The 14058-nt window shown below is 38.4% G+C and carries 13 protein-coding genes; 7 read left to right on the top strand and 6 right to left on the bottom strand.

From position 1 onward, the window contains the following. The first annotated feature begins 56 nt into the window (after positions 1 to 56). From CQA58_RS02255 to CQA58_RS02230, 6 genes are all read left to right on the top strand, one after another. Entirely contained in the window at positions 57 to 719 is a 663-nt protein-coding gene (locus tag CQA58_RS02255) for a response regulator transcription factor (protein ID WP_115569101.1), read from the top strand. Between the two features lie 61 nt (positions 720 to 780). Continuing rightward, a complete protein-coding gene (locus CQA58_RS02250; protein WP_147288592.1) occupies positions 781 to 1854 on the top strand; it encodes a sensor histidine kinase in 1074 nt (357 codons plus the stop codon). Positions 1855 to 1917: 63 nt separating this feature from the next. After that, complete coding sequence (locus CQA58_RS02245) at positions 1918 to 2277, top strand: FixH family protein (protein ID WP_115569099.1); 360 nt, start codon at positions 1918 to 1920, stop codon at positions 2275 to 2277. A gap of 9 nt (positions 2278 to 2286) precedes the next feature. After that, entirely contained in the window at positions 2287 to 3462 is a 1176-nt protein-coding gene (locus CQA58_RS02240) for a TolC family protein (protein ID WP_115569098.1), read from the top strand. A gap of 2 nt (positions 3463 to 3464) precedes the next feature. Continuing rightward, the gene (locus tag CQA58_RS02235) at positions 3465 to 4421 is read left to right on the top strand and encodes an efflux RND transporter periplasmic adaptor subunit (protein WP_115569097.1); all 957 of its coding nucleotides are present in this window, start codon (positions 3465 to 3467) and stop codon (positions 4419 to 4421) included. After that, positions 4418 to 7507 carry an efflux RND transporter permease subunit gene (locus CQA58_RS02230; protein ID WP_115569096.1) on the top strand — a complete coding sequence of 1030 codons (3090 nt, stop codon included), beginning with the start codon at positions 4418 to 4420 and terminating at the stop codon, positions 7505 to 7507. Before CQA58_RS02235 ends, CQA58_RS02230 begins: the two co-directional genes overlap by 4 nt. 4 nt (positions 7508 to 7511) lie before the next feature. On the opposite strand, the gene CQA58_RS02225 is transcribed toward CQA58_RS02230, so the two are convergent. The 6 genes from CQA58_RS02225 to rsmA form a co-directional block, all read right to left on the bottom strand. Continuing rightward, positions 7512 to 8261, bottom strand: a complete 750-nt coding sequence (locus tag CQA58_RS02225; RefSeq protein WP_115569095.1) for a hypothetical protein — start codon at positions 8259 to 8261, stop codon at positions 7512 to 7514. A gap of 118 nt (positions 8262 to 8379) precedes the next feature. Next, on the bottom strand, positions 8380 to 9159 hold the full coding sequence (locus CQA58_RS02220) for a Fic family protein (RefSeq protein WP_115569094.1): 780 nt from the start codon (positions 9157 to 9159) through the stop codon (positions 8380 to 8382). A 39-nt stretch (positions 9160 to 9198) separates the two neighbouring features. Beyond that, positions 9199 to 9453, bottom strand: a complete 255-nt coding sequence (locus tag CQA58_RS02215; protein WP_115569093.1) for a DUF2443 family protein — start codon at positions 9451 to 9453, stop codon at positions 9199 to 9201. Next, a complete protein-coding gene (locus CQA58_RS02210) occupies positions 9450 to 10406 on the bottom strand; it encodes a KpsF/GutQ family sugar-phosphate isomerase (protein ID WP_115569092.1) in 957 nt (318 codons plus the stop codon). Before CQA58_RS02210 ends, CQA58_RS02215 begins: the two co-directional genes overlap by 4 nt. Positions 10407 to 10409: 3 nt before the next feature. Continuing rightward, the gene (locus CQA58_RS02205; RefSeq protein ID WP_245942745.1) at positions 10410 to 12407 is read right to left on the bottom strand and encodes a ribonuclease J; all 1998 of its coding nucleotides are present in this window, start codon (positions 12405 to 12407) and stop codon (positions 10410 to 10412) included. Next, on the bottom strand, positions 12367 to 13194 hold the full coding sequence (gene rsmA, locus CQA58_RS02200) for a 16S rRNA (adenine(1518)-N(6)/adenine(1519)-N(6))-dimethyltransferase RsmA (RefSeq protein ID WP_115569090.1): 828 nt from the start codon (positions 13192 to 13194) through the stop codon (positions 12367 to 12369). Before rsmA ends, CQA58_RS02205 begins: the two co-directional genes overlap by 41 nt. Before the next feature lie 57 nt (positions 13195 to 13251). On the opposite strand from rsmA, the gene CQA58_RS02195 reads away from it, so the two are divergent. Next, positions 13252 to 13830, top strand: coding sequence for a 5'-methylthioadenosine/S-adenosylhomocysteine nucleosidase family protein (locus tag CQA58_RS02195; RefSeq protein WP_115569237.1), 579 nt, complete (start codon positions 13252 to 13254; stop codon positions 13828 to 13830). Positions 13831 to 14058: the final 228 nt, after the last annotated feature.

The raw sequence follows: 14058 nt of genomic DNA, 5'->3' as shown, positions 1-14058 counted from the left end.
GAGTTGTAACCATACTTATATAAAAATACATTCATTAAATCTTTAAAAGGGGCGAGATGAGAATCTTTTTGCTTGAAGATGATGAATTGCTTTTTGAAATCATTGAAGAATTTTTACTTGAAAAAGGCTATAAGCTCAAAGCTTGTCGAGATGGCTTAGAAGCAGAAGAAATATTACTTCATCAGAAGTTTGATTTGCTTCTTTTAGATGTTCAAGTTCCCTCTCTGAATGGATTTGAACTTCTTAAGAGTTTGAGGGCATTGAGTGATAAAACCCCAGCGATTTTCATCACTGCACTCAATAGCTCAAAAGATTTGAAATATGGCTTTGAGATTGGGGGAGATGACTATATCAAAAAGCCTTTTGATCTTGATGAATTAGAGGCAAGGATAGAGAATATCAAAAAACATCATCACTTAAGTCATAGCATTGAGATTTCTCAATCTTTGAGTTTTGAGTGCAATCAATGTGTTTTATATGATAGAGAAAAACAGCTCAAGATTGCTTTGACTCAAAAGGAGAGTGCTATACTCCTATTTTTCCTTTCTCACCCCAATCAAATCTTAAGCATTCAAGAGATTATGAATAATATTTGGGCATATGACTATGCTCCAAGTGAAAGCACCCTAAGAAGCTATATCAAAAATCTTAGGCGGTATTTGGGGTTTGAGAGGATTAGCAATATCAAAGGAGTAGGCTATCGTTTTAATACAATATGAAAAGCACTCACTTTTTCGCTTTTTGGGATTTTATATTTTTAGCTCTGTTTTTCTTTTGGGGGTGATTGCTTTCTTGGTTTTTGCTATCCAAAGAAAGCAGATTGATGAGAATATTCATAATCAAATGCTTCTAAAAAGCTCTCAAATCGCCTCTATGATTATCTCTCAGCAAATGAGTGCAGGACACAAAGAGCTAAAAAGTGATTTTTTGGAAGAATTTGGGGATAAAAACTCGCAATTCACTCTATTTGATATTGACAAAAAGCCCATTTATGGCAATCTTCATTGGGAATATATTCAAGAGGGGTTTGTAGTCAAAGACAATATCGCCTATCTCCTCAATCAAGGAGCCTATGGACATTTGGGGGTAGAATGGATTTTGATAAAGACAGATTTTTCACAAAAAATTGATGATTTGATTTTTTGGATTGTGATTGTGGCTTTGGTTTGTTTGGTGTTTTTGATGATTTTTGGCTTCATTTTGGGGAAGATGTTTCTCAAACCAATGCGTGATGGGGTTGTGTATTTGGATCACTTTATCAAAGACATTACCCACGAGCTCAATACTCCAATATCGGCTTTGATGATGAGTACTAATTCTCTCAAAACAGGAGTGAGTGAAGTCAAAATCTCAAGAATCCTCAAAGCTTGTAAGCGGATTCATTTCTTGTATAGCAATCTTACTTTTTTGTTTTTGGGAGAGATTCGAGAGAGCAAAGAGAATATCGATTTGAGTGCATTGCTTAAGAATCGTCTTGAAATGTTTGAGGAGCATTTCAGAGAGAAGCAAATTACTTTGCAACTTCAAACCATAGAGAAACTTATCATTTTTGCAGACAAAGAAGCTCTCAATCAAATGGTAGATAATCTTTTGAGTAATGCAATCAAATATAACCTTATTGGAGGGGTGATTTGCCTCACTCTCACAGAAAAAAGCATCAAAATCCAAAATAGTGGAAAGCCAATCCCCAAAGAATTATTTTCTTCTCTCAAACAACGCTATAAAAGGGGAAATCATCACATTCAAGGTTATGGCATAGGGCTAGACATCATCAATAAAGTGACTCAAAATTATGATTGGGATTTTTCTATCTCAATCCAAAACAATCTCAATACTTTTGAGATTGTTTTCTGATTCCACACTTCTTCCACACAAGATTCCTAAAATACCCCTTGCATTTCAATACAAGGAGTAAAAATGAAGAAAATTTTATTTGTGCTAATCGCTCTTTTTGGGTTTGCTTTTGCACAAGGTGGGAAAGTGGGAGGTATGGAGATTGAGTATTCAACCAAAAAACCTCTAAGCAGTGGAGGCAATGAGTTTTTAATCTCACTCAAGAAAGATGGGGTTTTGATAAAGGGTGCAAAAATCACACTCAAAGCTATTATGCCCCCAATGCCCTCTATGCCAAAAATGGATTTTGAAGCCAAAGCCAAAGAAGTGGCAGAGGGATATGAGGCTGTGGTGCATTTCCCTCACGGAGGAACTTGGCAACTCAAATTTCTCATCGAACTTAATGGCAAAAAATACACTTATAAAAGTAGTGTAGATTTTTAGGGTAGAGCAATGAGGTTGCTCTTTTTGTTTTCTTCTTTTTCTTTGTGCCTTTTTTTGGAGGCACAAAGCTTTGATATTGCGATTTTACAGGCGATGAATAACAATAGCAAAATCAAAGCTTTGCAAATCCAAATCCAAAAGCTAGAAGATGACAGCAAGGTTGCCTCAAAATGGGAAAATCCTATGGTTGCTTTGGGATATAACGCATTTTATCCACTCAATCCAACTTATAGGAAAGATGGAATGCAAAGCATTTCAATTACTTTGGCTCAAAAATTTGATTTATTTGGAAAAAAGTTTATTGAGAGTCAAAAGGTGGAGTTACAAAAGCAAATCAAAATCTTAGAACTCAAAGCCCTAAAGAAAAATATTGTCAAAGACATCAAAATCAAGATGGTTAAAATCTATCAAGATAAACAGAGGATGCAGATTCTCAAAAGCACATTACAAAACATTTCGCTATTCAAACATCAAATCAATACAAGCTCAAGCGATTTTCCTCTTGATGAGTTTTATAAAATGGAGATTTTGGAGAGCAAAATCAAGCTTAGAGCTAATCAAATCTCTCAAAATCAAAATGATCAAATCATTGATTTTAATGAGATTACTTTCCAAGATGGGCAAAAAATTGACTTTGCAGATACTTTTCAAAGGCAATGGAGCAAGGATTATTATAAAAGTAGCTATGAGCTTTTGATACAAAGATACAAAGAGCAAATAGAGAGTGAAAACATCAGCTTGGCTAAGCGTGGGTTTTTGAGCGATCCGACTTTAAGTGTGGGGTATTTTCATCGCGAAAATAATCAAGATTTTCTCTCCTTCTCACTTTCTTTTTCTTTGCCTATTTATGGCAAAGAGTATTTTGTATTTCAAAGTGCTCAAAAACAATCTCAAATTATCAAAAATAAAACCTTAGAGATAGAAAATACAATCAAAGCTAAAATCAAACGACTTCAAAATGCTTTGGATAAAAAAAGAAAAGAGCTTTCCCTTATTGAACAATCTCTTTTGCCTAATGCAAAAAAATTGCTAGGGCTATATCAAAACAATATCTCAAGCTCAAAAAATGCAATGAGGGCATATCATCAAGCCTTGAATGATTTGCTAGAGGCAGAATTATTGAGGATTGATACAAGTGAGAAGATATTGCTTGTTTTAGCAGAACTTGAAAGTATAGGAGAGTGAAGATGAGAAAGATTTTTGTATTGATTCTTTTAGTGGAGAGTTTGTTTGCAAATTCTTATGCCAAAAGTATCAAGATAGAGAAAAAGAGCATTTCTCAAGAGAGGAAGTATTATGGGAAATTAGCTCCCAATGAGGATTTATCATCGGTTTTTTCTCTTAGGGTTGATGGGTTTGTAGAAAGTCTTGAAATCTCACAAACTTATCAGAAGATTCAAAAAGGAGAGAAACTTTTCTCAATCTACTCTCCTGAATTGCTTCAAGCCCAAAATGAATACATTAACGCTCTCAAATACAAAAGCAATATAGGAGCAACCAAAGAGAAGCTATTGCTTTTGGGAGTGAGTGAGGGTGTGATAGAAACAATCAAAAAAACCAAAACCCCTATAAAATCCCTTCCCTTTTTCTCTCAAACTCAAGGCGTGGTGTTTGAAAAAAATATCTCAAAAGGGCAATATCTTAAAAAGGGTGAGATGATTTATAAAATCTTTGACTTAAGCTCTGTGTGGTTTGTAGCTCAAATCCCTCAAGAAGAACTCTCTTTTCTTTCTTCCCTTCAAACCTCAAACCTCAAAGTTTTGGGAATCAATGAAAAATTTCAAGCTAAATTCTTACAAATCATTCCCACAATCACCCCCTCAAGCAAGTTTGTAGAAGTCAGATTTTTGGTTGAAAACCCCACTCAAACCCTTTTTCCCAATCTTTTTGGAATCATCACTTTGTTTTCTCAACCCAAAAAAGTGATTTTTGCTCCCAAAGAAAGTGTGCTTTTGAGAAATGGGAAATTGTATGTTTTCAAAAAAGATGAAGAGGGGAATTTTACTCCCCAAGAGATTGAGGGGGTTAGGCTCTCAAGTGGGGATTATGAGGTGGTTTTGGGATTAGAGAGTGGAGATGAAATCGCACAAAATGCTCTATTTATCCTTGATTCTGATGCACAGGCTAATGGGGATTATGAATGATAGGGAAAATTATTGAGCTTTCTATTCGGTTTAAATTTTTTGTTTTGGGGAGTATATTTTTTTTGATTTTAGGCTCAATTTGGGCGATTAGAGAAACCCCTATTGACGCACTGCCTGATTTAAGCCCCACCCAAGTGATATTGCAAATCGATTATGAAGGGCAATCTCCCAAAGTGATTGATGAGCAAGTGAGTTTTGTTCTAACTTCATCGCTAATGAGTGTCCCCAAAGTCGAAGTCGTGCGAGGTATGAGTGGATATGGCAAGGGGCTAGTTTATGTGATTTTTCAAGATGGGACAGATATTTATTGGGCAAACTCTAGGATTTTGGAGAAAATCACTTCAATTCTTCCCACTCTCCCCAAAGAAGCCAAAATCACTCTAGGCTCGGATTCTTCAGGGATAGGGTGGGCGTTTATGTATGCACTAAGTTCAAAAACTCAAACACTCCAAGAGCTTAAAGCCTTGCAGGATTTTTATCTCAAATACAATCTTTTAAGTGTTGAGGGGGTGAGCGAAGTAGCAAGTGTGGGAGGATTTGAGAAAAACTATGAAATCACTCTTAATCATCACAAAATGGTTGAGTATGACATAGGGTTTGATGAGATTATCCAAAAAATCAGGCAATCCAATAATGATAGTGGGGGAGGAGTGATTTTCCAAGATGGTTTTGAAAAGATTTTGAGTGTGAGTGGGTATCTAAAAAATGAAAAAGACATTGAAAACATTGTGATTAAGACAATCAATGGCATTCCCCTCAAACTCTCCAATATCGCTCAAATCAATCTCACTCCCACTCCAAGAAGAGGGATTGCAGAGCTAAATGGAGAGGGTGAGGTAGTGGGGGGAGTGGTTGTAGTGAGATATGGAGCAGACACTTTCAAAGTCATTAAAGCAATCAAAAAAAGGCTAGAGCAGATTGCCAAAGAGAATCCAGAGATAAAAATTACCCCTGTTTATGATCGCTCTACATTTATTCAAGAGGCGATTGATAATTTGGTAAATACTTTGATTGAGGAGTGTTTGATCGTGCTTTTTGTCGTGGTTGTGTTTTTGCTCCACTTTAGAAGTGCATTGATTATCGTGATAACTCTCCCTTTGTGCGTGGCATTGAGTTTTTTGCTAATGAAAGTGTTTTCTATCAGTTCCAATATTATGAGCTTAGGGGGGATTGCGATTGCCATAGGGGCAATGGTAGATGCCTCAATTGTAATGGTAGAAAATGCTCACAAACACCTCCTGCTCCTCCCTCCCTCTCCCACACCCAATCAAAGGCTCAAAGCTATCAGTGAGGGATCTAAGCAGGTTGGAGGGGCTGTATTTTTTGCATTGATGATTATTGTGATTTCTTTCTTGCCTATTTTTGGCTTGAATGGACAAGAATCTAAGCTATTTTCTCCCCTAGCCTATACCAAAACCTTTGCAATGATTTTGGGTGCGATTCTCTCAATCACGCTTATTCCTATCTTGATGATTTATTTTCTCAAAGGCAAATTGATAGATGAGGAGAAAAACCCAATCAATCGCTTTTTTGTTTGGCTTTATCTCCCATTGCTTAAATTTATCTTCAAAGTCAAATATCTCTTTTTGATTGTATGTCTTGGTGGGGTTGTGTATATGGGGTATCTCTATACTCAACAAAAATGGGAGTTTATGCCTCCCCTTGATGAGGGGGTGATAATGTATATGCCTGTTACAAATTATGCAATCAATGCCCAAACCTCAAAAGAGTTTTTAAGTAAAAGCAATGCTTTGCTCAAATCTTTTCCTGAAGTTAAGAGTGTTTTTGGAAAAGTGGGGAGTGCCAATACTCCTACCGATCCTGCACCTCTTGCAATGATTGAAACCTTTATCACACTCAAACCTAGAGCAATGTGGAGAGAGGGAATGGATACAAAAAAGCTTAGAGATGAGTTTGAAAAAACATTGCAAATCAAGGGATTGACAAATTCTTGGACTTATCCTATCAAGGGAAGAATTGATATGCTTCTTACAGGCATTCGCACCCCTTTGGGAATCAAAGTCTTTGGGAGTGATTATGATACCTTGCAGGCTCTTTCTTCTAAGATTGAGGAGAAACTTAGGGAGTATGAGGGGACACTTTCGGTTTTTGCTGAGAGGAGCAATCGTGGGTATTTTCTAAATATTACTCTCAAAGATGAGAAACTTGCCCAATACAAGGTAAGCAAAGAGAGTGTTTTAAACCTTATTTCTCAAGGAGTGGGGGGAGCAAAAATCTCTACAATCATCAATGGAGTGGAGCGATATGGGTTGAGCGTGAGGTTTGAGCAGAGCCAACGCAATGATTTGGAAGCGATCAAAAATCTTTATATCAAGAGTGATTTTGGCTTTGTTCCCCTCTTTGTTTTGGCAGATATTTCTTTTGAAGAATCTTCTTTGGAGTTCAAAAATGAGGGAGGACTCAAAGTGAATTTTATCTATATCACCCCTAAAGATAGCGTAACCTCTGATACTTACAAAAATCAAGCACTCGCTTTGCTTAAGGATATAAAAATGCCAAGTGGGTATTACTATGAGTTTTCAGGAGAGAGTGAATATCTTGAAAAATCCTTGCAAAGAATGCAAGTGATTATCCCTCTTACTCTCTTGCTTGTTTTTATTTTGATTCTTTTAGCACTCAAAAATTTTGCCTACTCTCTTATTGTTTTTCTTACTCTGCCTTTTTCGATTTTGGGGGGATTGTTGGCGATTGATTGGCTTGGATATAATCTGAGTATCGCTGTTGTTGTGGGATTTTTGGCACTTTTGGGGGTCGCCACAGAAACAGCAATCGTGATGATTATCTATCTTGATGAAGCACTCAAAAAACCTTCAAATCTCACGCTTAGAGAAAGGATCATTGAGGGGGCAAGTAAAAGAGTGCGTCCCAAACTTATGACAACGCTCTCTTTGGTTTTTTCTCTTGTGCCAATTATGGTTAATAATGGGATTGGAAGTGAGGTGATGAAACGAGTATCTGCCCCAATGCTTGGGGGGATTATTAGCTCAATGATTCTAACCCTTTTTATCGTCCCAATTTGCGTGTATCTTTATGAGAGAAGGAGGGCCAATCTCTCAAAAGTTTGAGAGATTAAAATCTCCACCCCACATTAAATGTAATTGCCCCACTTAGAGGGTCAGTAGAAATTGTTTTATTTCCTATTTTTACATCTTGTGAGCTATAAAACACATATCCTGCTTCAAGATAGATTCCATAAAACAAATCAAATCCTGCGTAAAAATCCATAATGTGGAGATTCCCTATATCTTGTGGAGAGAATGTATAACGCAATCCTCCACTGATTCCAAACTTTCCACTAAAAATATAATTTGCTTCTAATGCAATAGGGAGTGCAAAATATCCACCATTGGTTGTTTTTATAAAACCAAGTCCAATGGGTGCTGAAAGTGAAAAACCCTCTTGGATTCCCATTGTAAAACCTTCCCCTGTAATATTGTATCGTGGTCCTATGGTTGCATATCCCATATAAGCTCCACCACTATTCCCTCCAAAAAAAGCACTTACCCTAATTCCTGAAGCACCAAAAACTCCACCAATCCACTCTTCCCCCTTTTTCAATACCAATGGCTTATCTTTCTTTGTTTCTTCTTCCTCTTCAAAAAACTTCTCAACCTCTTCATCACTCATTTTCTCAACCCTAGCTTTCTCTTCTTTGAGAGCCTGAATGAGTGTTTGCTTCTCTCCTGCACCAAATTCATTGGATTGAGAGATATTATGCTCTTTTTGGTCAAAAAGAGAATCAAGCCTGATTTGTTGCTCTTGAGTGATTGCCAAAAGTGAGGTAGCAAGTCCTAGACTTGTAAGCAGTATCTTTTTCATCTTCTATCCTTATTTTGTAAAATAAAAATAGATTATGCCCCCCCCCCCACTTAAAAACAGCTTAAAAAGTGGAAAAAAATGATATTTTGATTGAAAATTTGCTTTCTAAGTCTTGAGCTTATTGTCTATCGGAGTATTGAAAAAAATCCACCATTTTTTCATAATTTTGGATAAAAAACTCTTTTGATAGCTCATAATCCCCCTTTTCATAATAATGCACCAAAGCCTCTCTGTATTGTGTATAAAGCTCTCTATGGTCTTGAGTGAGAACTAAAGGCATTATTCCATCGTTTTTGAGTGAGATAAACTGCATTATTCGGGCTGTGCGTTTATTACAATCTTCAAAGTATTGGAGATAGGCAAGATTGTTGTGTAAATACATCGCCTTTTCAAAAGGGTTTTTGATTGTTTGATGACATTCAAGCAAATGTCCCATTTCGCTATAAAGTCTATCCCCACTTTGCAATGGCACATAATTGCACCCACTGATTCCATCAATGCTAGTTTTTCTCATCACCCCAAGATTCCTCTCTTGCACAAGTCCTTTGGCGACAATAGAGTGGATATCGTGGAGATTTGAGCGATTGATTTTTACTTCATCACATATAATCTTTTCAAACGCACAGCGAAGATTTAAAACCATTAGAGCATCGGAGTATTTTTTGCCCCCTGCTGTGATTCCCATTTCAAGCAAGGAGAGTGTTTCAGCTTTTGTATATGTGTTTCCCTCAATTTGAGCAGAGGAGTAGATAAAATCAAAGCCAAGTTTTGAGGTGAGTGTTTTGGATTGCAAAAAGTAATTGAGTGGCATTTTTCTCTGCAAAGTGTCTAAAATCTCTAATTCTTTTTTGCTAAAAATTGGCTTTATTTCCAAAAAATTTGGATTATATGAAATCATTCCCTTCCTTTCTTATTGCCCATTTTTTCAATTCTTTTATCACACCACAAAAAACTCTTTTCTAAGCTTATTGAGTGCTTCAAGTGCGGTTTTGAGTTTTTGGGCTGAAGTGTTGATCTCCTCAAATGCCCACGCACTCAGCCCCTCAGGCATATCTTTTGAGCCTCGTTTGATGAGGATGTAGTCTTGCATTGAGAGAGAGGCAAGGTTGAGGGCGATTTGAAGTTCTTCTTTTGCCACTTCTACTTCTGCATAGATTTGATCGATTCTTGCAAGTAGAGGGTCGATTGTCATTGGATTCCTGCCTCAATGAGTGTGTGGAGGTGCAACACACCCAAAACCCTTTTTTGGCTATCGGTGATAAGAAGGAGCTGAATCTTGCTCTCTTCCATTAGTTTGAGGGCATTATAGGCTAGGAGATTTTCATCACTGCAAGTTTTGGGATTGAGTGTCGCATACTCAATGGCAGGGCGTTCAAAGTCAAAATCACTTCTCATCATCGCCCTTCTCAAATCTCCATCACTCAATACTCCCACAACTCTTCCCTCCTCTAGCACAATCGCACTGCCTAGCCTTGCTTCACTCATCACTACTACTGCGTCTTTGAGGGAGAGCTTTGTGTCAATGAAGGGGAGATTGTCCTTTTGCATCAAATCCTTAATCTTGACAAAAAGCCTTTTCCCCAATGCCCCTCCAGGGTGGAATGAAGCAAAATCTTGATGAGTGAATCCCCTAGCTTTCATCAAGCACACTGCAAGCATATCTCCAAGAGCTAGAGTGAGTGTAGTAGAGGTGGTGGGAGCAGTGTTGAGGGGGCAGGCTTCTCTCTCAATCTCAAGGCTTAAGAAATAATCCCCCAAAAGTGAGACTGAGCTTTTGGGGTTTTTTGTCATTGTGATGATTTTTGCTCCAATGCGTTTGATGTGAGGAAGCACCATTTTTAGCTCATCACTCTCTCCACTAAAGCTAATAGCCAAAACCATATCTTGCTTCTCTATCATTCCCAAATCCCCGTGCAATGCTTCAGTAGGGTGGATAAAAAAGCTTGGAGTCCCCGTGCTTGCCAAAGTGGCTGCAATCTTTGCTCCAATATGCCCACTTTTGCCCACGCCCATTACGATGAACTTTCCTTTGAGAGAGAGGATAGAGCTAATGATTGCCTCTAATTCCCTCTCATCAATCCTCTCACTTGCTTGAAGCAGTGCTTCTGCTTCATCTCTCAAGACTTTTTTAGCACACTCTAGCATCGCTTAATCCACAAAGAAAGAGAGTGAGAGGAGAGGATACTTTTTGTATCTCTTGAAAAGTAGCTTTTTGAGGATATTTCTTGCCTCTCCTTCGATATTTTTGGCATTGAAATCTTTTTTGAATGCTTTGAGCATTAGCGTTAGAGCATCGATGATTTCTTTACTTAGAGCTTTTTCATCTCTTGGGTTTGTAAGTCCAAAGCTAGAGATTCTCACTTCTCCATCAAAATCCATATTTTTCTTATTGATTTTTGCACTCAAAGTAAGAATCCCATCACTTGCTAGGTTTTGTCTATCTAGGATTGTATTGTAATCAATCTGTCTATCGGCTTGATTATCGATGAATACCTTGCCTGTCTTGACTGAACGCACTTTGCGGATATAGTTTGGATTGACTTCAATTTGATCGCCATCTTCCATAAGATAGATATTTTTCTCAGGCACACCACACTTAATGGCTGTTTCTTTGTGCTTGGTGATGTGGTTGTATTCTCCATGCACGGGGAGGAAGAATTTTGGCTTGATGAGGCGAAGCATTAGCTTTTGTTCTTCTTGGGCAGCGTGTCCGCTCACGTGAATCTCGCTAAAGTCTTGATATACTACCCTCGCTCCACTCTTTTGCAAGAAGTTAATCACTGCTGAAACTGAAGCTTCATTCCCTGGGATTGCTTTGGCAGAGATGATAACCAAATCGCTTGGCTTCATTTTGATATGGCGATGTTCATCTGTTGCCATTCGATATAAGGCACTCATTGTCTCCCCTTGTGAGCCTGTGGTAACGATAAGCACTTCCTCATCAGGATACTTCTCCACTTCATGAGCTTCGATGAAGATTCCTTGAGGGAGAGAGATATAGCCTAGCTCTCTTGCAATCTCTAGGTTTTTCTCCATAGAGCGTCCGATTACGGCGACTTTTCTATTGTATTTGATTGCATAGTTGATGGCTTGATAGACTCGGTGGATATTGGAGCTAAAGGTGCTCATTATCACCCTACCCTCAGCTTGTTTGAAAAGTGCGTCAAATGTTGGTCCTACCACGGATTCACTAGGAGTTACGCCACTTTTATGAGAGTTGGTGCTATCACTAAGTAATACCATTACCCCCTCTTCTCCATAGTGAGCTAATCTGTGCAAATCTGTGGGGAGTCCATCAACAGGGGTATGATCGATTTTGAAATCTCCTGTGTGGAGGATTATCCCTGCTTCAGTGCGGATAGCAAGGGCTGAGGCGTCAATGACAGAGTGAGTGATATGAATCCACTCGATTTCAAACTCACCGATTTTGATAGGTTTTCGCTTCTCTACACTTCTAAAGAGTGAGCGATATTTTTTGAGTCCGTGCTCATCAAACTTTGCACTAATCATTCCTAGAGGCAAAGGTGTGCCATAAAGTGGGAATTGCATTACTTTATAGAGATAAGGCACTGCTCCGATATGATCTTCGTGTGCGTGGGTGATGATGACAGCCTCGATTTTATCTTTGATTGTTTGCAGGTAACTAAAGTCAGGCACTAAGATATCTACCCCTGGCATACTCTCATCAGGGAAGCTCATCCCTACATCAATAATGATAGCTGATTTCTCAGTCTCAATCACCGTCATATTCCCCCCAATCTCTCCTAGTCCTCCTAAAGGGGTGATTCTCACTTTGGCTTTTGTGTTGAGGTTGAGCTTGTAGTGAGGATTAAGGCTTCCTTTTTGAATCCTTGTGTTGTTATCTACATTGCGTTTGAGTTCTCTGTGGAGATTGAGATTGCCTTTTTCATTGACACTTTTTATCTCTCTCACACCCTCGTGATTCTCATTCTCTTCTTTGGGTTTATTGTGAGCGTGATTATTTTTGCCAACCCATCGGCGATTTTGGGGGCGTCTTTGCTCTTTGCCCTCATTGTCCTTTCGCTCCCGACTTTCTCTAGGGGCATTGTTTGCTTTTCGCTCTCTACTCTCTCTGCCTTGCTCCCTATTGTGGTGGGGCATATTCTTTTGTTCGTTGTTTTCCATTTTTTTCCTCATATTCTAAAATTTGGTGATAGAGTGTAGTGCTGACTTCGTGAGGTCTAAGATTTTCATCTAATCCTAGATATGAGAAAATCTCCTCAATTTCTTGCTTAGGATAGAGATTTGAGAGGTTTTTAGCTAATTTTTTACGAGGAGCAGAGAATGCCACCTTAAGCAAAACCTCAAGTTTTTCTATCTCTTCTATTCTAGGGTGGTTAGGTTTTTTTATCACTCGAAACACTGCTGAAGTCACTTTTGGAGCAGGTTCAAAAGCACTTGCAGGAACTTCAAAAAGAAGCTCAATTTCTCCCACACTTTGAGCTATAACGCTAAGAGCACAAAACTCTTTATCTCCCACACAAGCACAGAATTTCTCTGCTACTTCCTTTTGGGTCATTACGACAAATCCCTCACACTTCTCATCTCTAAGAAGCTTAAGCACAATCAGTGTAGCAATGTAATAGGGGAGATTGGATACCAAAAAGTATGGCTCTGGGTGTAGCCAACCTGTGGAATCTTTCAACTCCAAAACATCACATAGGATCAGTCTAAGCTTTTGCGTTTCTAGCAAACTAGAATGTTTTTTACTAAGCAAAGAACATAAGTCTTCATCTACCTCATAAGCTATTAAATTGTGGATTTTTAATAGCTCATCGGTCAAATCACCCAAGCCAATCCCAATCTCAATCACTTGTGAGGAAGTGTTGGGAATCGCTTGGACAATCTGTCGCAAGAAATAACTATCTTTCAAGAAGTTTTGTCCGTATTTCTTTTTTGCTTTATAATGCACTCTAAGTTTCCTTTTGGTTTGGATTCTATCTTGTTTTTGGAAATGATTGGAGAAAAAATGTTTGTATGTGCTGGGAATGGTGAAGACTTTGAGTTTGCCAAAAGTATTGGCGTGGGTTTGGTGGAGAGTGCAATCACTCTAAGTGAGATTTGCCTATCGCAAAAAGTGGAGGGATTGATATTTATAGGAAGTGCAGGGAGCTATGATAAAGATATAAAACCTTTGGAGATTTTCACTAGCTATCAAGCCACCCAAATAGAATCTTCTTCTTTGCTATCTCAAAGCTACACCCCTATCCCTCAAGAAATCCAAAGTAATGTTTCATATGAAACAATCCAAAAGATTCTCTCTCTAGGTTTGCCTCAAGCTATTGTGAATTCTAGCAACTATATCACTACTGATCCCTCTCACGCTCAAAGAATGAGAGAGAGAGGAATCTTGCTAGAGAATATGGAGTTTTTTTCCATTCTCTCTGTGGCAAGGAGATTCTCTCTCCCTGCTTTGGGAGTGTTTTGTGTGAGTAATCATTGTGGGGAGAATGCTCATAGGGAGTTTATGGAGAATCGAGTTGAGGTAATGGGGAGATTGAAGGGTGTGGTTGATAGGGTGGGGATTCAAAAAAGTTGTTTTTGCTAGGAGGGGATTTAAAAAGGTTTTTAGCAGTTTATTTTCCCCAAAGAAAAAGGTTTATCCCCTCCTCACTCCCCTTAACCCAAAAAGAAAGTGATTGCCCTTTCTTTTTGCTTAACACTTATTATTCTTTTTGGGAGAGCCTCGCTATATCTTGCTCTTGAAGTTTGCAGGGTAGGCACTTCTGCCTTATCTCACTCCTCAAAAACTTCACAACGAGCAAGGCGAGAAGTA

The organism is Helicobacter brantae (assembly GCF_003364205.1).
GTDB lineage: Bacteria > Campylobacterota > Campylobacteria > Campylobacterales > Helicobacteraceae > Helicobacter_G > Helicobacter_G brantae.
Note: the sequence above shows the minus strand (reverse complement) of the source record. Positions and strands in the feature narration are given on the sequence as shown.